This is a genomic window from Piscibacillus salipiscarius JCM 13188 (genome assembly GCF_001311865.1).
Lineage (GTDB): Bacteria > Bacillota > Bacilli > Bacillales > Alkalibacillaceae > Piscibacillus > Piscibacillus salipiscarius.
The window spans coordinates 23058-41605 of record NZ_BBCD01000025.1 but is presented as its reverse complement, the minus strand read 5'-3'; the positions used below and the strand labels follow the sequence as shown (position 1 = coordinate 41605).

Below are 18548 nucleotides of genomic sequence, written 5' to 3'. Positions count from 1 at the left end.
TTTAGGGGCATGTTGGTAATGTGCCCTTATAGGGCGAAACTAAAACCGCCCGTTCTACGGGCGGATATTTACTACTGGTCATATTGACTAATTTGCTTAAAAACTTCTTCTAGCGATCTGTGAAATTTAATCGCTTCAGTTAATTTATTGTCTAGACTATCTGAATTAATATTCGACTCTTGTACTTGACTTTGAATGGAGTCTAAGCTACTTAATTGCTGGTCAATTGCAGATAGCCATCGACTTACATAGGTTTTCATGAATTTATCATATAAATCTTTTTTAGCTTGATAGAGATCTTTACGTGCACCTTTGATAAATACTCTTTCAATTAGATTGAAATCTAGCAATGTTCTTGTTGCATTACTCATAGCAGTTTTGCTTCTACCTAAGGCGTCTTTCATATCATCTAAGGTCATCGGCTCATCATTGAAAAATAAGGTGACAAATAGCTGGGCTTCTGTTTGATTTAATGAAAACATTTCTAGGGTCTTAGAAAACTCTGAGATTAATTGATTATTTATGTGTTCAAATTGTTCAGAGGTAGGTTTGTCCATAACAGTCTTTAAATGGCCTCCTTTGCGAAATCTATTCTCCACTTTACAATAAAATATTTTAATTTCAAACTTTTACATCTGGTAGTAAAACGAAGTATTTAAGAGTAAAATTTAATCATTTAGCTACTCAAGTTTGTTAAGTTTAAATTTTACAAACTTAATAAACTGAAATCACTGTTCATTAAGTTTGAAAAATACTGAACTAAACCTTATAGTTGAAAGGGTGAATTTGTTACAGAGTGTTTACAGAAGATGACAAAACTATGAGATAAAAGTCAGACAAAGAGAGGTGAAGGAATGTGCCAGTCATTAAAGTAAATAATTTATCCAAGATTTTTGGAAAAAAAACGAAAGAGGCACAGAAGTTATTAGACGAGGTTATTCTAAAGAAGAAATCCTTGAAAAAACGGGTTGTACGGTCGGTGTCAATCGAGCTAACTTCGAAGTTGAAGAAGGTGAAGTATTCGTAATTATGGGTTTATCAGGAAGTGGTAAATCTACATTAGTACGTTTGCTTAATAGATTGATTGAACCTACAGAAGGTGAAGTCGAAGTTGACGGAGAAAGATTAGCGAAAATGAATAAAGAATCTCTCCGCAAAGTACGCCGTGAAAAATGAGTATGGTGTTTCAGAAATTCGCACTATTTCCATTTAGAAGCGTATTGGAAAACACAGAATTCGGTTTAGAAATTCAAGGTGTTTCTAAAGACGAACGTTCTAAAAAGGCTAGAGAAGCTTTAGAACTTGTTGGTTTGGGTAGCTTTGTGGATCAACTTCCTAGTCAATTATCAGGTGGTATGCAGCAGCGTGTTGGTTTAGCACGTGCACTTGCTAATGATCCAGAAGTATTATTAATGGACGAAGCATTTTCTGCATTAGATCCATTAATTCGTAAAGATATGCAGGATGAGTTACTAGATTTACAAGAGAAAATGCAAAAACAATCGTCTTTATTACACACGACTTGGATGAAGCATTACGTATCGGTGACCGTATTGCGTTAATGAAAGATGGGTCGATTGTTCAAATCGGTTCTCCTGAAGAAATTCTCATTAATCCAGCTAATGATTATGTTGAGAAATTCGTTGAAGATGTGGATCGTTCTAAAGTACTAACAGCAGAAAAAATTATGAAACGCCCTGAGACAGTCGATATTGATAAGCACGGTCCACGTGTAGCTTTAGAGCGAATTCGTGAACAAGGACTATCAAGTATTTACGTCGTCGACCGTTCTCGTAATTTAAAAGGTTATGTAACAGCTGATGATGTTTCTGAAGCTAGAAAGCAAGAGAAGAATGCTTTAAACGAATTTTACGTACTGATATGCCAAAAGTTGAAAAAGATACAGCAATTCAAGATATTTTTGATTTAATTCATGATGCTCCTGTACCTGTAGCTGTTGTTGAAGAAGGGAAGTTACGTGGCATTATTGTGCGTGGTGCAGTGATTGCAGCATTGGCGAATGGAAACGAGGTGAACGGAGATGATAACTAATATATTAGGCTTAACTGTACTTAGTTTTATGACATCATTTCAAGAATTCTTCGGTGATACTATTCCAGTAGCCGAATGGGTTGATACAGCCGTAGAAAAAATAACAGATACCTTTAGTTGGTTCTTTGATCCGATTAAAAATGACTTCGGTGATTTTATTGAAGGTTTCGCTGACCTTTTAGCTGGAGTACCAGCTATTATTATCATTGCTATTATGGTAGTTATTGCATTCTTTATTTCTGGTAAACGAATTGCACTACCAATATTTACTCTACTTGGATTACTTTTATTTATAACCAACAACTTTGGGAACAATTAATGTTTACTTTTACACTTGTATTAGTCTCAAGTGCGATTTCGGTCATTGTCGGTATTCCAGTTGGGATATTGATGTCTAAGAGCTCGATTGCAGAGGCCATTATTAAACCAGTATTAGACTTTATGCAAACAATGCCAGCCTCGTTTATTTAATCCCTGCTGTCGTATTTTTCGGAATCGGTATGGTACCAGGTGTATTTGCGTCATTCATCTTTGCAACACCACCTGTGGTACGTTTTACTAACTTAGGGATTAGGCAGGTTTCTAATGAGTTGGTTGAAGCATCAGATGCCTTTGGTGCAACTGGAAATCAAAAGCTATTTAAAGTTGAACTGCCAATGGCTAAAACAACCATTATGGCTGGTGTAAACCAGACGGTTATGTTGTCTCTATCAATGGTTGTTATTGCATCTATGATCGGTGCACCTGGTCTAGGTCGTGACGTATTATCTGCATTACAACGTTCAGAAGCTGGTGCAGGTTTCGTAGCGGGGCTAGGAATTGTAATCTTGGCAATTATCATTGACCGTATTACTCAGAACTTAAATAAAGATTAAACTTAGGGTGTTACTTCAATAAGTTTGAAGTTTCATATAAAAATTTTGTAAAGGGGAGTTGATTAAACATGTTTAAGACATGGAAATCGCTTAGTTTATTAGCTATGTTAGCTTTAGTACTTGTTCTAGCTGCTTGTGGCGGTTCAAGTGACAATGAAGAAGGTAACTCGGAAAATCAGGGAGAAGGCTCTGAAGAAAGCGCACAAGTAGGAGAAGGGAAAGAAATTGAGTTAGTATATGTTGAGTGGGATTCTGAACTTGCGTCTACTAATGTTGTAGGTAAAGTTTTAGAGGACTTAGGTTATGATGTTACGATCACTCCAATTGACAATGCTGTTATGTGGCAGTCGGTTGCGTCTGGCGAAGCTGATGGTATGGTAGCTGCTTGGTTACCAGCTACACACGGAGACCTTTATGAAGAACATAAAGATAATTTAGTAGATTTAGGAGAAAACTTAGAAGGTGCTAAGATTGGTTTAGTTGTTCCTGAATATATGGATGTTGAATCAATCTCAGATCTTGAAAATTATGCTGATGAATTAGACCAAAAATTACTGGAATTGAGCCTGGTGCGGGTGTCGTAAAGGCAGCTGAAAGTGCTGTAGAAACATACCCAGAACTTGAAGGTTGGTCTGTAGAAACTTCTTCAAGTGGTGCAATGGCTACTGCTTTAGGCGAAGCTATTAGCAATGAAGAACCAATTGTTGTAACGGGTTGGACTCCACACTGGAAATTTGCAAAGTATGACCTTAAATACTTAGAAGACCCAGAGAAATCTTTCGGTGATGCTGAAGTTATTAAAACAATGGTTCGCGAAGGTTTAGAAGAAGACCTTCCAAACGCTTATAAAGTATTAGACCAATTTAACTGGGAAACTGCTGATATGGAAGAAGTTATGCTAGAGGTTAGTGATGGCGCTTCAGCAGAAGAAGCAGCTGCTAATTGGGTAGAAAATAACCAAGAGAAAGTAGCTGAGTGGACAGAAGGAGTTGAATAATTGCATGAGGTTATTTTACAAAGGCCTAATCGCGATTTCTTTTCTCCTAATAATTGCAGCATGTGGAGATACTGATTCTTCAGAAGAAGGAACAGATAACGGTAGTAATGATGGTACAAACTATAGTGAAGCAGTAGATTATACAATCACTGGGATTGAACCTGGTGCAGGAATCACAGTAACTACTGAAAAAGCTATTGAAGAGTATGAAAATTTAAGTGGATGGACTTTAGAAACATCATCGACAGCAGCAATGGTTACAGCATTAGAAGAAGCTATTTCTAATGAAGAGCCAATTATTGTTACTGGTTGGAACCCGCATTGGAAATTTGCGAAGTTCCCTGACTTAAAGTATCTTGATGACCCTAAAGGCATTTATGGTGAAGCGGAAAATATTAACACTTTAGCTAAAAATGGTTTACAGGATGAAAAGCCAAACGCTTATAAACTTCTTGATCAGTTTGAGTGGGATGTAGAAGACATGGAAGAAATCATGTATGAATCCCAAGATACTGGTGATTCTATTGATGAAGTTGCCCAGCGTTGGGTAGATGATAATCGTGACAAGGTAGACGCTTGGCTTGAAGGCGTTGAAGACGTTGATGGTGTAGAAGTTGAACTAGCTTCAACACCATGGGATTCTGAACGTGCTTCTTCAAGTGTTCTGAAAATTGCTATGGAAGAAAAAGGCTTTAATGTAACGGTTACACCTGTTGATGTTGCTGCTGTATTCCAAGCAGTAGGTAGTGGCGATGTTGATGCCACAGCTGCAGCATGGTTACCATTTACACATGCTGACTCTACGAAAAAGTTAAAGATAGCGTTGAAGATCTAGGTCCAAACCTAGAGGGTGCTAAAATTGGTATCGTTGTTCCATCTTATATGGATATTGATTCAATTGAAGACTTAAAACCAGCTGAATAATAGCTAATAACTCGGTTGATCATGGATCAGCCGAGTTTTTTGTACTAAAAAAGCGTCCGCTAAAAACGGACGCTTTTTCTTAAACCTCTTGTTTTTTATCATCTTTAAGCTTATCTTCAAGCTCTTTAATACTATCTTCAATTTGTTTCAAATGTTCCTGTAAACTTTCTTGGTGTGGTTCAATAGTTTCTTTCCAGCTTTCAATGGAGACCTTAATGTCTTGGGATAAATCTTTCAATAATGCTGCGCCTTCTTTTGATGTCTGAGTCAACTGGTTTTTAAGGTCTAATCCATCTTCTCTAATTTGCTGAGCTATATCACGTAATCGATCGCTTTGGTCCTTAACTTTTGTTCTTAATTCTTCACCAGAACTAGGTGTGGTTAGTAGCGAAACAGAAGCTCCGACAACACTGCCAAATAAAACACCTAGTGCTAACGATTTCCCACTTGCCATCGTATCGACTCCTTTCATTGTTACTTATTATTATAACTGTTTTTGACTACATTGTTTAGTGTCTATTTGATGTGATTTTATAGTTCTGCCGTAATTTTTTTAGCGATTTCTTGTAGTTTTTCTGGAGATGATTCTTCCCAAACCGTCCACTTAGATTTAAATCCGTCGTTTTCATCGTAACGAGGAATTAAATGGAGGTGAACGTGGAAGACGCTTTGATCTGCGAAAGAACCGTTATTATTTAATAAGTTCATACCTTTGGGCTGATAAGCTGCCTTAATGGCGTTAGCAACTTTTGGCACGGCTTTAAATAAGTTTGATGCTGTCTCTTCATCAAGGTCATAAATATCTTGTTTGTGGTTTTTAGGTATGAGTAAAGTATGACCTTCTGTTACTTGGCTAATATCTAAGAAGGCATATACATGCTCGTCCTCATAAATTTTTGCGGAAGGAATCTCTCCATCGATAATTTTACAAAAAATACAATCTGACATTTATTAAGTCCTCCTTATGCATATTCTTACCATTTATTTTAACGTAAGGTCATGTCGAATAACAGAAGAATACGTCATTTCTATTAAATCTAACCAATTTTGGTATGATAAACAGTAGCGATATAGAAAGAAGTGAGGGATAACATGAGCGACCTTTTAAGAATCGAAGAATTAGTCGGTGGCTATACACAGCAGAATGTTTTGCACGGAATATCATTTGATGTCAAACAAGGTGAAGTGGTTGGACTGATTGGTTTAAATGGAGCTGGAAAAAGTACAACCATTAAACATATTATTGGGTTAATGAGCCCTAAACAAGGGTCTATTCGTATTAATGGGCTCACGGTTAAAGATGATTTAGAAGAATACAGGCGAGAGTTTGCCTACATACCTGAAATGCCAATGTTGTATGAAGAGCTAACATTGGAAGAGCATTTAAGATTGACTGCGATGGCTTACGGAATTGATGAGGAAACTTACCAAAAAGAACTGAATTTTTATTAAAAGAGTTCCGTTTAGATAATAAGAAAAAGTGGTTTCCAGTTCATTTTTCAAAAGGGATGCGCCAGAAAGTTATGATTATGTGTGCGTTTTTGGTCAAACCATCTTTATATATCGTAGATGAACCGTTTGTTGGCCTGGATCCTCTTGGTATTCAATCTTATTTAGATACCATGAATGAAATGAAAGAGCAGGGTGCAGGCGTATTAATGTCAACACATATTTTAGCAACCGCAGAAAAGTACTGTGATCGATTTGTTATTTTACACCAAGGTAAAATTCGTGCATTCGGAACTCTCGAGAAACTACAACAAGATTTTAACATGCCAAACGCCAGCCTAGATGACATTTATGTTCAATTAACAAAGGACGATGCCTAATGGATACGAATCAATTATGGAAAGAGCGATTTAGCCATCATATTAAAATGTTAAGCCGCTATTTACGATTAATGTTTAATGATCATTTAGCATTCGCATTAATCTTCTTCGTTGCCGCCGGAGCATATTTTTACCAACAATGGTTGGAAGGTGTACCCGAGACATTTCCGGTTGATTGGATTATGGCAGTTGTTCTAGGGCTTTTATTAGCCCATAGTCCCGTACGTACATTTTTTTAAAGAAGCGGACATGGTGTTTTGTTAAGTATTGAAAACCGGCTAAAGCCCTATATGAGAAACGGAATAATTTATAGCTTAGTCATACAGGCCTATTGGATTGCGATTTTTCTATTTGTGTTTACCCCGCTTTATTTAAAACTTTATCCAGATATTAATGCTAAATATTTATTGATTATGCTTGGCATTTTAATAGGAATTAAAGTTGTTAATTTACTAGCTGTTTGGTTTTTGGACCAACGCGCGACCGTAGATTGCAATTTTTAGATTTACTTGTAAGGTTAGCCATCAATGTGATGCTAGTATATTTTCTCGTCAATAGTGAGTTTGTTTATGTGAGTATTGCTGCATTCCTTATTATTGGAGTTGCATTCTTGAATTACTGGAATATTTTTAAACAAAATTCACTACCCTGGGATGTGTTGATTGAAAAAGAAGAAGCGAGACTACAGTTATTTTATCGAATGGCTAATTTATCAACAGATGTTCCTGATTTAAAACGTAAACCTAAGAAGCGTCATGCCATTGTCCGATTGATCACTAAGCCAATTAAATTCGATCAATCTAGTACGTTTGTATATTTATATTTCATTACTTTTATTAGAAGCGGTGACTATTTTGGAATGTACTTAAGATTAATGGGGTTAACGGTATTCTTTATATACTGGGTACCATTATTTTGGGGAAAACTTATTTTTGCGGTATTGTTTTTATTTGTGACTGGCTTTCAGTTTATAACGATTTACAATCATCATAAAACATTGGACTGGATTCAGCTTTACCCAGTGCCCGAGACGCTACGCCGTAAAGCTGTTCATCAGTTAATATTTCTTCTGATGTTTTTTAAAGTCATTGTTCTGTTTGTGTTCTTCATATTCGTGAGTGATTTAATTGGCGCCGTGATTTATGGAGGAATCGGATTAGCATTTACCTTAATGTTTGAGAACTTTTATGTAAAATCACGAATTCGCAAAATGAGTTAATCACAGTGGTACATGTCATTTCTTGGCATGTACCATATTTCGTTTTTAAAAACGTGAGGTTATTACGTTATGATCGAATAGTTTCTGATATAAGTTTTTCTAGACAAATTTTGGCTTTACTAGACAATTTGGCTACAATACTAGACAAAATAAAGAATTTACTAGACAATTCTTAAAATTTACTAGACAAAATTTAAAAAATACTAGACAATTTTGCAAATTTACTAGAAGATTTTTCTCAATACTAGACAATTCAATTTATTTAAAGAGATCTTTAGATAATAGCTTTCCACATAGTAAACGTAATTATTTCAAATGCCCTTATGAAACGTCTATAATATTATAAAAGCCTTTTAGTGCGTTAATACGTTCATTCACTGTCATTCACAAAATGACATTCGAGTGTTAAAATCATCAAGGTTTAGTTTTTGACAGTAGAGAGGAAGACAGACATGGTAACAAGACATAATGGACGAGTTCCAATTTGGCAGCAATTATTTTACATCGTTTTAGGCTCTGCAATAGTTGCATTTGCGTATAATGGATTCTTGCTCCCCAATTATATTGCAGCAGGTGGAGTTAGTGGTATTAGTACTATTACAGAGTATCTATTTAATATTGAACCTGCCTATGTTATTTGGGCGGTTAATCTACCTGTATTAATTCTAGCTTTTTATTTAATCGGAAAAGGATCTGCCTTACGTTCTGTAGCGGGTTCATTAGTGCTACCGTTTTTCGTATACATAACAAGAAATATGGAACCAATTTCTGAAGAGGTGATTTTGGCATCAATCTTCGGTGGAATTGGTGTAGGAATTGGATTAGGTATTGTCTACTTAGGAGATGCATCAACAGGTGGAACATCGCTTATCGCACAAATGATTTATAAGTATTCAAATTTATCACTTGGTGCGAGTTTAGCTGTGATAGATGGCTTGATTGTTTTGACAGCGATCATTGTTTTTGATGTCGAACTTGGCTTGTTTGCCTTAATTGGCTTATTTATGACAAGTAAGTCGATTGACTTCGTACAAACGGGTTTCAACCGAACCAAGGCTACTCTTATCGTTTCAGGCAGACATCGTGAAGTTCAGCAAGCGATATATGAAAAAGTAGACCGTGGTGTGACAAGGATTTCGGCACAAGGTGGTTTCACAGAACAGGATCGTCCTGTTCTAATGTGTGTAGTAAACCAAACGGAAATTAGTAAATTAAAACGAACGATTAAGGAAGCGGATGATGAGGCGTTCGTGATTGTTATGGATTCATCTGAAGTATTAGGAAGGGGCTTTTATCAGTCCACTTAAAGGAATTCTCAAACTATATGTCGAACTGGTACATATATCCTAAATATGGAAAGGGAGATTATAGGTGATTGTAACCACAACAAATTCTATTCAAGGTCATGAGATTGAAGAGTATGTAGATTTAGTAACAGGTCAAACCATTATGGGTGCTAATGTCGTTAGAGATTTTATGGCTAGTATTACTGACGTTGTAGGTGGAAGGAGTGCACAGTATGAAAATAAACTAAATCAAGGGAAAGAAATTGCAATTAAAGAGATGAAGCAGGAAGCTACAGACCGAGGAGCGAACGCTGTGATCGGTGTGGATTTAGATTTTGAAACTCTACGTGATGGCATGATGATGATTGTCGCTAGCGGGACAGCGGTCAAACTTAAATAAGTAAGAGCCTCGCGCAATCAAGCGCGAGGCTCTTTTAATGAAATTATGCATGATCTTCTTGATACTTTTTATAGCCATGTACTAGTGCTTTGGCTGCAATTGGTAATGCCTGCTCATTAATATCAAATTTAGGGTGATGATGCGGATAATCATGACCTTCAATTTGAGCACCTGTAAAGAAGAAAGCGCCAGGACGTTCTTCTAAGTAATAAGCAAAATCTTCACCGCCCATAACGGGAGGAACGTCGTTAACTTCCTTAACATCTGGTATTTCATGACCTAAGTTTAGGTAGTACTTCGTTTCTGCTTCATGATTCACAACAGGTGGGTAACCTTTTACGTAGTCGAAGTCATAATCTGCATCATAGCTTTCTGCTATTCCTTTAACCACTTTTTCCATTTCATTAATAATTTGTTCTTGAACCTCTTTATCTAAATAACGCACTGTTCCTTGTAATCTTGCAGTGTCAGGAATCACATTGAACGCTTCTCCAGCTTCCATAACACCAATGGTTAACACAGCTGAATGTAGTGGGTCTAAACGGCGACTTACAATCTGTTGTAAATCAACAGTTGCTTGACCTGCCATCATCACGGGGTCTTTAGTTTGATGAGGCATCGCACCGTGACCGCCTTTACCTTTAAAAATGATTTCAAAACGATCTGCACCACCCATGAAGGCTCCACTTTTACTTTCAATTGTATGTAGTGGAGATGTAGCCCATAAGTGTGTTCCGAATACAGCATCGACACCTTCTAATGCACCATCTTCAATCATTGGTTTAGCTCCGCCCGGTGCAAATTCTTCAGCGGGCTGGTGAAGAAGGACGATCGTACCTTGAAGCTCATCTTTAAAAGGTAGAACAGCTTCAGCAATAGCTAATAAACTGGCTGTATGACCGTCATGACCACAAGCATGCATGACACCATCCACTTTTGATTTATATGGGACGTCATTTTCTTCTTGGATCGGTAGTGCATCGAAGTCTGCTCTTAACGCAACGGTTTTACCAGGCTTACCGCCTTCAATTCTTGCAACAATCCCATAACCACCAATATTTGATGTATAAGGGATACCTAATTTATCATAGCGTTCTTTAATGAAACGTGATGTTTCTTTTTCTTCAAAAGATAGTTCAGGATGCTGATGCAAGTAGCGGCGATCCTCAACCATACGTTCATAAAGCCCATCTATTTGTTCATACACTTTATTCCACATATGTATAACCTCCCATTCCAAATAATTAAATTGAGTATATCAGAAATTAAAAGATAGATAAATATTAGGTGCTCAGTCTAGAGTCTGAGATGAAAACAAACTTAAGGATGTTACTAAAAGTATATAAAAATAGTATGATAGAATTAATTAAATTAGGCTAAAAAGCATTATTAAAGGATATTTACGGTGTATGACGAATAAAATTTGTAGGTGAGTAAAATGTTAAATAAATTATTTTCAAGACTAGCAAAATGGACAATCGCCCTTATCTTTATAGCATTTGGTGTAGTTCTAATCTTACAAAATCTAAGTATTATTACCTTGGAAATGTCGAATGTTGTTTGGGACTCATGGCCTGTGATTATTGTATTAATTGGTTTAGTTTCTTTTTCTAATTATTTTATACCTTACAAATCTGGGAGCTGGAAGTTTGGATCGTTTTTAATCGTTTATGGTGTTCTTTTATGGGCGGGAAATTTCGATTATATCGAATTCGGCATCATCGATGTGTGGAAGCTTTGGCCACTCATATTAGTCTACATCGGTGCGAATATTCTTACGGGTAGAAAAACCGTTTCTATTTACGTTGATTCAGATGATGATGAGGTAGATGGTGATCATCATGATTTCGTAAAAACCCAATCAAACGAGAAGTATTCAGCATATGATTCTCATGTTGAGTCATCAAAGAAAAAAAGTCCAAAGGGAAGTATTATCACCATGTATATAAAAAACAAAAACATTTTATATCGGACATTAACTTCTCCAGTGAAAATTGGGAAGTAAGAGATATGGATATGTGGACCGGGATTGGTGATTTATATTTTGATTTCTCAAAAGCTTATATTCCAAATAAAGAAACTAAAATAAAATTACGTGGATATATTGCTGATATTCATATGAAATTACCTGAAAATGTTGCTTATAAAATCCATGCAAGTGTCAAAATTGGAGAAGCGACTGTGTTTAATCAAAAAGGTCACGGACCTATTGGTGGGCCTGTGACTTATATTTCTGATGATTATGAGGCGGCTGCGAAAAAGATTGATATTTTCATGGATTATAAAATTGGCGATATAACGGTTAATTACGTTTAGGAGCGGTGTAGATGTTAAAGAAGCTCAAAGGTATTCGCTTTCAAATGATGCGAACTGAATTATATATCATTTATTTCTCATTACTCATTATTTCATTAATATCCTTTTTACTTATTCAGTATTTCAGCCTGAATGGCTGCACTTAGAGGCGATTTTCTTTCTTTTAATTATGATTATAGTCGTCATGACGCCCATAGGGTTATATGTAATCTTTAAACAAACGAAGTATATTAAAGATCGGCTTCACGCCTTTTCTATTTTGTCTCTATGCTTCAGCAAGGAAAATACAGTGCTAAACTGTTTCTGGAAGAATCTGAGGATGAGTTAGATAACTTTACAGAAGAGTTAAATGATTTGGCAAAGAAAATGAAAGATCAGGTCAATACTCTTCAGCGACTTGCAGATGAGAAGTCTGAGTTTGCTCAGCAAGCACATATTGCAGCCACCATGGAGGAAAGGCAACGATTGGCACGAGATTTGCATGATGCTGTAAGTCAGCAGTTATTTGCCCTTACGATGATGTCTCAAGCAACGGTTAAATTAATCGATCAAAAACCTGACCATGCCAAAAACAAATAGAAGAAATTTCAGAAATGGCACTACAAGCTCAAAATGAGATGAGGGCGTTATTATTACATCTACGCCCAATCTACTTATCTGGTGAGCCACTTCATGAGGGTCTTGTTAGATTAATAGAAGAGTTAAAGAAAAAATCTAACATTAACTTTAACTTAGATCTTGATGAAGTTGAGGTCTCACAATCAAAAGAAGAGCATATTTTTAGAATGGTGCAAGAAGCGTTATCTAATATACTAAGACATGCCAATGCTCAAAATGTGAAAGTTGAATTAAAGAATAAAGATCAAGAAATATTTATCCATATTGATGATGATGGCGTAGGGTTTAAAGCAGATGAGCAATTAGAACAAAAAACATCTTATGGTCTTCAGACTATGAAAGAGCGGTGTGAGGAAATTGGTGGTACGTTTCGAATTAAATCACAAGAAGGTCATGGAACATATATAGATATTCGGATTCCGAAATAGGAGTGATGTGTATGGAACCCATTAAAGTATTAGTAGTAGATGATCATGATGTTGTGCGTAAAGGAATTATTACTTATTTAATGACTGAAGATGACATCGACGTGTTGGTGAAGCATCTAGTGGATTTGATGGAGCTAAGCTAGCTAAAGAATTGAATCCTGATGTCATCTTAATGGACTTGATTATGGATCATGGAACTGGGATTGAAGCAACTGATCTAATTATGAAAGCACAGCCAGATATTAGAATAATTATCTTAACGAGTTACTATGATGACGAGAAAGTGTTTCCGGCACTCGAGGCAGGAGCTTTTAGTTATATGCTTAAAACGTCTTCTGCAGATGAAATTGCTCTAGCGATCAAAAAGGCTGCAAAAGGTGAAAATGTGATTGAACCAAAGGTTGCCGGAGCAATGATGAATCGCATTAGAACACCAGAACGTCACCCCCATGAAATGTTAACCGAGAGGGAATTAGAAGTACTCATTTGCATTGGTAATGGTCTTACAAACAATGAAATTAGTGAGAAATTATTTATAGGCATTAAGACAGTAAAAACGCATGTAAGTAATATTTTAAGTAAGCTAGATGTTCAGGATCGAACGCAAGCCGCTGTTTACGCACATCGGAATGGGCTTATGAAAGAATCGACATAATATGCTTGAATGACTAACGATGCAAATATAAAAAAAGGGTGTCCTTTTTCTAATGACTTCTGGACACCCTTTTATAAAGTTTAAGGCTCGATTACATCAAGTTGCGTGACATAAGAATGGCCGCTCACGTAACTTGGCTTTTGTTCTTGGTTGGCATGAGACTTCTTGAAATCCTGAGAATTTTTCCACTGCATAAAGTCGTCGACATGCTTCCACTGAGTTAAAATAATGTACGTATTGTCTCTAGTTGGACGCAGAATTCTGAATGCTTCAAATCCTTCAGCTGATTCAATGCTCCCTGACCGCTGTTTGAACTTATCCTCTAGAATTGGCCCGCCCTCAGAAGTAACGGGAATATTATTTAACACCATGTATCCATATTGTTTGAGTTCACCAATTTCTTCTACAATCTCATATTCCCGAGGCTCTTTTAATACATGCTGCTCCTCGCCTTCAATGACTGCTTTGGCATCCCCATCAAGTTCTTCCATAACAATTAAACTTTCATTCTTGTCTCTAAGCGATAGTAAAAAATCTCTTGTACCATGCGTTAACCATAATTTCTTCATAAAAAGTTCACCATTCCTTCATAAAGTCTTTATTTTCAAGTCTTTCACAAGATGTACTATAATGTAGAAAGTTTGAGATAAACTAATACATAATGAATAGTAAGATGAGGTGGCTAATTTGAAGTGGATCAAGCTCAAGCCATTCAATGACAAGTTTCCACGTTTAAAGTGGTTTGTATACAGTATTATAGCATTATTTGTTCTCACGGTAATGGGTTACGCTTTTATCCTACTTGGAGGACGTTTTGTTGTTGATGAGAAAAATTTTGTGTTATCGGAATCAACCGTCTTATTAACTGAGGACGGAGAAGAAATAATAAAGTTATACGATGAAAATCGCACGTATGTACCGATTGGTGATATACCGGAGCATGTTCAAGAGGCATTTATTGCCATTGAGGATCACCGTTTTTATGACCATGCAGGTGTAGATTTTTTTGCTGTGGCACGCGCGGTATCTAGAGATCTAATAACATGGAGCAAGGCAGAAGGGGCGAGTACGATTACTCAGCAACTCGTCAAAAATGTTGAATTAACCAACGAGAAGTCTTGGATGCGAAAAACTAAAGAGGTCATGGGCGCTATTTATCTTGAGCGCGTTAAAACGAAAGATGAAATTTTAGAATACTATTTAAACGAAATCTATTTTGGTCATGGGTTGTACGGCATTGAAGCGGCATCACAATATTTTTTCTCTAAATCTGTCGATGAATTAACTTTATCAGAAAGCGCTATGTTAGCAGCTATGCCTAAAGCTCCTAATCGTTTTTCGCCAATTAAAAATAAAGAAATCACTTTAGAAAGACGAAACCTCGTATTAGAGCGTATGTATAATTTGGACATGATTACGGCTGAGAAGCTAAATCAAACTACAGGAAAGACATTAGGATTAGAGATTGGAAAACAAGAAGAAAATCAGTGGCTTAACAGTTATATAGACCTAGTTGTTGAAGAAATTGAACAAGGTTATCATTTATCTAAAAACGAGATTTACACAGGTGGCTACGACATAACTGTTGGATTAGACAAACATGCACAACAAATCGCCTATCAAGAGTTACAAAAGGAAGAGTATTTCAAGGGATCAAAAGATAACACACAAGCAGCTGTCGTTATGCTAGACCAACAAACGGGTGTGATTCGTGCTGCATTAGGTGGCAGGCAGTATAACCGAGGAGATTTAAACCGCGTTAAGGTGAAAAGGCAGCCGGGCTCAACGATTAAACCTCTTGTAGTCTATGGGCCTGCATTAGAAGAAAGTTATTATAGCCCTTATACATTATTAAATGATGAAGTTAAAAATTATGACGGTTATGAACCTCACAATCATGATGAAGTTTACGAAGGGAAAATTACTTTATATGATGCGCTAAGAAAATCAAAAATACAACAGCTGTATCTGTTTTAAACGAAATTGGAGTTGAGACAGGTAAGAGTTATTTAGAGAATATTGGTTATCAAATGAAAGATGAAGGATTATCGATTGCATTAGGAGGTTTAGAAAAAGGGTTAACCCCATTACAAATGGCTGCAGCTTATCGTACTTTTATGATGAAGGTTTTATATAGATCCTCACGCAGTCCTGAACATTAAAGACCGGCACGGAGATGAATTAGAGGCGAAACGTGAAGAACCAAAGCGATTATTTTCAAAGCAAACTTCCTGGTACTTAACTAGAATGCTGGAGGCGGTTGTGTCAAACGGGACAGCTAGTGGTAGCCAGTACCCTAAGAGTTTAGCCGGAAAAACCGGTTCAACACAGCATCCTTATGTTGAAAGTGGATACAAGGATTCCTGGTTTGTAGGATTTAACCCAAAATATACGATTGCTACTTGGATTGGATATGATCAAAGTAATGAGCAGCATTATTTAACAAGTGGAAGTGCATTAGCGACTCAATTGTCAAGTACCATCTTAACCAAACTTGATTCAGTTCATGATTTTCCAACTGAGTTTAATGTGCCAGATGGTGTTGAGGATTTACAAAAACCAGTTAGGTTACCACAAATAAATGATTTTGAAGCAGAGTTTTCATTTGGTTTATTTGATGGATTATTTGTAGAATTAACGTGGACTGCGAGTGAAGATGAGCGAATTGAATACCACATTTACAAAATTGTTAACGGTAAGCATGAGCACGTTGGAACCGTGAAAGGTAAAGGTCGCTATATAGACAACCAAGTTGATTACATTCGTAATCCTACTTATTATGTTGTGCCTGTTAATCCTCTTAATGATTATTCTGGTCAGCGTTCTAATGAAAGCCGAGCTTTTTAGTCAAAATTTGTCCAATAAGATTGGGCAAATTGATGACAATTCCAGCAGATTGCTATACACTAGCCCTATTTTCTTATATAGTGGTAATGGATTAAATGGTCGAGAATGAAAGGTGAATTAGATGAAAGAATTTAATGATACCATTTTAAATGCGTATAATGGTGAGAAAACAGATTACGCTCCAGTTTGGTTTATGCGTCAAGCGGGGCGCTCGCAGCCAGAATATCGTAAATTAAAAGAGAAATACTCACTGTTTGAAATTACTCATCAACCGGAACTTTGTGCTTATGTCACTGAGTTACCTGTTGTGAATTACAACACAGATGCAGCTATTTTATACAAAGACATTATGTCTCCACTGCCGCCTATTGGAGTTGATGTCGAAATTAAGAAAGGAATCGGCCCAGTGATTGAACAACCGATTCGAAGTAAATCTGATATTGAACGTTTAGGAGAGCTAGAACCTGAACAACATATTCCTTATGTATTAGATACGATTAAAATTTTAACTAAGGAAAAATTAAATGTTCCTCTAATCGGTTTTAGTGGTGCCCCTTTTACATTAGCAAGCTATATGATTGAAGGTGGCCCTTCAAAGCAATACAATAAAACTAAGGCAATGATGTACGGTGACCCCGAAACATGGTTTGCTTTAATGGACAAGTTAGCTGACTTAGTGATTACCTATACCAAGGCTCAAGTTAAAGCTGGAGCAAAAGCCATTCAAATTTTGACTCATGGGTAGGTGCTGTTAGTGCGCCTGATTATAGGCAGTTTATCAAGCCTACAATGGAGAAAATTTTTAAGGCTTTAAAAGAAGAGAATGTTCCAACTATTCTATTCGGTATTGGTGCCAACCATTTATTACTCGAGTTTAATGACTTGCCTGTTTCAACAGTTGGTCTTGATTGGAGAACGTCAATTACAGAAGCACGTAATATGGGAATTACCAAGACTCTTCAAGGAAATTTAGATCCAGCTATTTTACTTGCAGATTGGGATGTTATTGAGTCTCGAACTAAAGAGATTCTAGATCAAGCAAAAGCTCAAGATGGAGGTTATGTATTTAATCTTGGGCACGGCGTATTCCCGGATGTGCAGCCAGAGACACTGAAACGATTATCACACTTTGTACATGAGTACTCAGCGAAATAAAGGAGATGACAATCATGGCAACCAAAAAATAGGATTACTCGTTATGGCCTATGGTACGCCATATAAGGAAGAAGATTTAGAACGCTATTACACTCATATTCGTCATGGAAGAAAACCAAGTGAAGAAGCAATAGAAGACCTGCGTAGTCGGTATGAAGCCATTGGTGGTATTTCACCACTAGCTAGAATTACTAGGGAACAAGGTGAAGCCCTAGAAGCTAAACTTAATGAAGTACAAGACGACGTGCAGTTTAAACTCTATCTTGGTTTAAAACATATCGATCCATTCATTGAAGATGCTGTTCAGCAAATGGCAAAAGACGGTATTAAAGAAGCGGTTAGTATTGTATTAGCACCTCATTATTCTACTTTTAGTATTAAATCTTATAATGGTAGAGCAAAGGAGGAAGCAGCTAAACACGGAATCGAACTGAAATCTGTCGTTGATTGGTACAATGAGCCTGGTTTTATTGATTACTGGGTCGAGCAAGTGAATAAGGTCTACGGTTCAATGCCTGAAGAAGACCGAGACAATGCATGCTTAGTTGTATCGGCACACAGTCTTCCGGAAAAAATTATTCAAGATGGTGACCCATATCCAGATCAACTGAAAGAAACTGCTGACTTAATTGCGAAAGGAGCAGGAATTAAGGATTACGAAATTGGCTGGCAAAGTGAAGGAAACACTCCAGAGCCTTGGTTAGGTCCAGATGTCCAGGATTTAACTCGCGATTTATTTGAACAGAAAGGCTATCAAGCATTTGTATATGCACCAGTCGGCTTCGTATCAGACCACTTAGAAGTGTTATACGACAATGATGTAGAATGTAAAGATGTATGCGATGATATTCAGGCCTCATACTATCGACCTGAGATGCCAAATACACATCCAAAGTTTATAAGTACCTTATCAAAAGTCGTACTAGATACATTGAAAGGCTAGGCGT

The 18548-nt window shown here is 36.8% G+C and carries 17 protein-coding genes and 8 pseudogenes; 20 read left to right on the top strand and 5 right to left on the bottom strand.

Features of this window, described 5'->3' with window-relative positions; all coding sequences use genetic code 11:
* Positions 1-71 precede the first annotated feature (71 nt).
* A complete protein-coding gene (locus JCM13188_RS14480) occupies positions 72-557 on the bottom strand; it encodes a GbsR/MarR family transcriptional regulator (RefSeq protein ID WP_279401921.1) in 486 nt (161 codons plus the stop codon).
* Between the two features lie 299 nt (positions 558-856).
* Here JCM13188_RS14480 and JCM13188_RS14475 point away from each other — a divergent pair.
* From JCM13188_RS14475 to JCM13188_RS14460, 4 pseudogenes are all read left to right on the top strand, one after another.
* Positions 857-2052, top strand: a pseudogene (locus JCM13188_RS14475) (quaternary amine ABC transporter ATP-binding protein).
* A gap of 28 nt (positions 2053-2080) precedes the next feature.
* A pseudogene (locus tag JCM13188_RS14470) lies at positions 2081-2927 on the top strand (ABC transporter permease).
* A gap of 68 nt (positions 2928-2995) precedes the next feature.
* A pseudogene (locus JCM13188_RS14465) lies at positions 2996-3924 on the top strand (glycine betaine ABC transporter substrate-binding protein).
* 4 nt (positions 3925-3928) lie between these two features.
* Positions 3929-4848, top strand: a pseudogene (locus JCM13188_RS14460) (glycine betaine ABC transporter substrate-binding protein).
* Between the two features lie 79 nt (positions 4849-4927).
* On the opposite strand, the gene JCM13188_RS14455 reads toward JCM13188_RS14460, so the two are convergent.
* Positions 4928-5302, bottom strand: a complete 375-nt coding sequence (locus JCM13188_RS14455; protein ID WP_054754710.1) for a YtxH domain-containing protein — start codon at positions 5300-5302, stop codon at positions 4928-4930.
* 77 nt (positions 5303-5379) lie between these two features.
* Positions 5380-5796 (bottom strand): HIT family protein, encoded by a 417-nt coding sequence (locus JCM13188_RS14450; protein WP_054754709.1) that lies wholly within the window; start codon positions 5794-5796, stop codon positions 5380-5382.
* 144 nt (positions 5797-5940) lie between these two features.
* Between JCM13188_RS14450 and JCM13188_RS14445 the strand changes: the two are divergent.
* From JCM13188_RS14445 to JCM13188_RS14420, 5 genes and pseudogenes are all read left to right on the top strand, one after another.
* A pseudogene (locus JCM13188_RS14445) lies at positions 5941-6677 on the top strand (ABC transporter ATP-binding protein).
* Positions 6677-7180 (top strand): annotated as a pseudogene (locus tag JCM13188_RS19595) (ABC transporter permease). Before JCM13188_RS14445 ends, JCM13188_RS19595 begins: the two co-directional pseudogenes overlap by 1 nt.
* The gene (locus JCM13188_RS14430) at positions 7168-7896 is read left to right on the top strand and encodes an ABC transporter permease (RefSeq protein ID WP_054754706.1); all 729 of its coding nucleotides are present in this window, start codon (positions 7168-7170) and stop codon (positions 7894-7896) included. Before JCM13188_RS19595 ends, JCM13188_RS14430 begins: the two are co-directional and overlap by 13 nt.
* Before the next feature lie 452 nt (positions 7897-8348).
* Positions 8349-9203 (top strand): YitT family protein, encoded by an 855-nt coding sequence (locus tag JCM13188_RS14425; protein ID WP_054754705.1) that lies wholly within the window; start codon positions 8349-8351, stop codon positions 9201-9203.
* Positions 9204-9267: 64 nt separating this feature from the next.
* Positions 9268-9582: a YbjQ family protein gene (locus JCM13188_RS14420; RefSeq protein WP_054754704.1), complete on the top strand. Its 315-nt coding sequence runs from the start codon at positions 9268-9270 to the stop codon at positions 9580-9582.
* 43 nt (positions 9583-9625) lie between these two features.
* Here JCM13188_RS14420 and JCM13188_RS14415 read toward each other — a convergent pair whose 3' ends face one another.
* Entirely contained in the window at positions 9626-10801 is a 1176-nt protein-coding gene (locus JCM13188_RS14415) for a M20 metallopeptidase family protein (RefSeq protein WP_279401920.1), read from the bottom strand.
* Positions 10802-11020: 219 nt separating this feature from the next.
* On the opposite strand from JCM13188_RS14415, the gene JCM13188_RS14410 reads away from it, so the two are divergent.
* The 6 genes and pseudogenes from JCM13188_RS14410 to JCM13188_RS14395 all read left to right on the top strand — a co-directional run bounded on the left by JCM13188_RS14410 (position 11021) and on the right by JCM13188_RS14395 (position 13599).
* Entirely contained in the window at positions 11021-11587 is a 567-nt protein-coding gene (locus JCM13188_RS14410) for a LiaI-LiaF-like domain-containing protein (RefSeq protein ID WP_054754703.1), read from the top strand.
* A 5-nt stretch (positions 11588-11592) separates the two neighbouring features.
* Positions 11593-11898, top strand: a complete 306-nt coding sequence (liaF, locus tag JCM13188_RS14405; RefSeq protein ID WP_054754702.1) for a cell wall-active antibiotics response protein LiaF — start codon at positions 11593-11595, stop codon at positions 11896-11898.
* 11 nt (positions 11899-11909) lie between these two features.
* The gene (locus JCM13188_RS19590) at positions 11910-12044 is read left to right on the top strand and encodes a hypothetical protein (protein WP_279401919.1); all 135 of its coding nucleotides are present in this window, start codon (positions 11910-11912) and stop codon (positions 12042-12044) included.
* A 121-nt stretch (positions 12045-12165) separates the two neighbouring features.
* Positions 12166-12477, top strand: coding sequence for a histidine kinase (locus tag JCM13188_RS19585; RefSeq protein ID WP_279401918.1), 312 nt, complete (start codon positions 12166-12168; stop codon positions 12475-12477).
* Between the two features lie 14 nt (positions 12478-12491).
* Positions 12492-12944, top strand: coding sequence for a sensor histidine kinase (locus JCM13188_RS19580; protein WP_279401917.1), 453 nt, complete (start codon positions 12492-12494; stop codon positions 12942-12944).
* An 11-nt stretch (positions 12945-12955) separates the two neighbouring features.
* Positions 12956-13599 (top strand): annotated as a pseudogene (locus JCM13188_RS14395) (response regulator).
* An 80-nt stretch (positions 13600-13679) separates the two neighbouring features.
* Here the strand turns inward: JCM13188_RS14395 and JCM13188_RS14390 are convergent.
* Positions 13680-14168, bottom strand: a complete 489-nt coding sequence (locus tag JCM13188_RS14390) for an antibiotic biosynthesis monooxygenase family protein (protein ID WP_054754701.1) — start codon at positions 14166-14168, stop codon at positions 13680-13682.
* A gap of 118 nt (positions 14169-14286) precedes the next feature.
* Here JCM13188_RS14390 and JCM13188_RS19575 point away from each other — a divergent pair, with 118 nt between their 5' ends.
* The 5 genes and pseudogenes from JCM13188_RS19575 to hemH all read left to right on the top strand — a co-directional run bounded on the left by JCM13188_RS19575 (position 14287) and on the right by hemH (position 18544).
* Entirely contained in the window at positions 14287-15576 is a 1290-nt protein-coding gene (locus tag JCM13188_RS19575) for a transglycosylase domain-containing protein (protein ID WP_279401916.1), read from the top strand.
* Between the two features lie 53 nt (positions 15577-15629).
* Entirely contained in the window at positions 15630-15761 is a 132-nt protein-coding gene (locus JCM13188_RS19570) for a hypothetical protein (RefSeq protein ID WP_279401915.1), read from the top strand.
* The gene (locus JCM13188_RS19565) at positions 15733-16446 is read left to right on the top strand and encodes a penicillin-binding transpeptidase domain-containing protein (RefSeq protein WP_369405069.1); all 714 of its coding nucleotides are present in this window, start codon (positions 15733-15735) and stop codon (positions 16444-16446) included. Before JCM13188_RS19570 ends, JCM13188_RS19565 begins: the two co-directional genes overlap by 29 nt.
* 121 nt (positions 16447-16567) lie before the next feature.
* Positions 16568-17601 (top strand): annotated as a pseudogene (gene hemE, locus JCM13188_RS14380) (uroporphyrinogen decarboxylase).
* On the top strand, positions 17582-18544 hold the full coding sequence (gene hemH, locus JCM13188_RS14375; protein WP_054754700.1) for a ferrochelatase: 963 nt from the start codon (positions 17582-17584) through the stop codon (positions 18542-18544). Before hemE ends, hemH begins: the two are co-directional and overlap by 20 nt.
* Positions 18545-18548 lie beyond the last annotated feature (4 nt).

Bases quoted from the DNA above. Each gene is read 5' to 3' on its own strand.
- JCM13188_RS14425 (WP_054754705.1), top strand. From the start codon at position 8,349: ATGGTAACAAGACATAATGGACGAGTTCCAATTTGGCAGCAATTATTT.
- JCM13188_RS19590 (WP_279401919.1), top strand. From the start codon at position 11,910: ATGTTAAAGAAGCTCAAAGGTATTCGCTTTCAAATGATGCGAACTGAA.
- JCM13188_RS14455 (WP_054754710.1), bottom strand. From the start codon at position 5,302: ATGGCAAGTGGGAAATCGTTAGCACTAGGTGTTTTATTTGGCAGTGTT.
- JCM13188_RS14390 (WP_054754701.1), bottom strand. From the start codon at position 14,168: ATGAAGAAATTATGGTTAACGCATGGTACAAGAGATTTTTTACTATCG.
- JCM13188_RS14415 (WP_279401920.1), bottom strand. From the start codon at position 10,801: ATGTGGAATAAAGTGTATGAACAAATAGATGGGCTTTATGAACGTATG.
- JCM13188_RS19580 (WP_279401917.1), top strand. From the start codon at position 12,492: ATGGCACTACAAGCTCAAAATGAGATGAGGGCGTTATTATTACATCTA.
- JCM13188_RS19585 (WP_279401918.1), top strand. From the start codon at position 12,166: ATGCTTCAGCAAGGAAAATACAGTGCTAAACTGTTTCTGGAAGAATCT.
- hemH (WP_054754700.1), top strand. From the start codon at position 17,582: ATGAGTACTCAGCGAAATAAAGGAGATGACAATCATGGCAACCAAAAA.
- JCM13188_RS19570 (WP_279401915.1), top strand. From the start codon at position 15,630: ATGAAAGATGAAGGATTATCGATTGCATTAGGAGGTTTAGAAAAAGGG.
- JCM13188_RS14410 (WP_054754703.1), top strand. From the start codon at position 11,021: ATGTTAAATAAATTATTTTCAAGACTAGCAAAATGGACAATCGCCCTT.
- JCM13188_RS14480 (WP_279401921.1), bottom strand. From the start codon at position 557: ATGGACAAACCTACCTCTGAACAATTTGAACACATAAATAATCAATTA.
- JCM13188_RS14450 (WP_054754709.1), bottom strand. From the start codon at position 5,796: ATGTCAGATTGTATTTTTTGTAAAATTATCGATGGAGAGATTCCTTCC.
- liaF (WP_054754702.1), top strand. From the start codon at position 11,593: ATGGATATGTGGACCGGGATTGGTGATTTATATTTTGATTTCTCAAAA.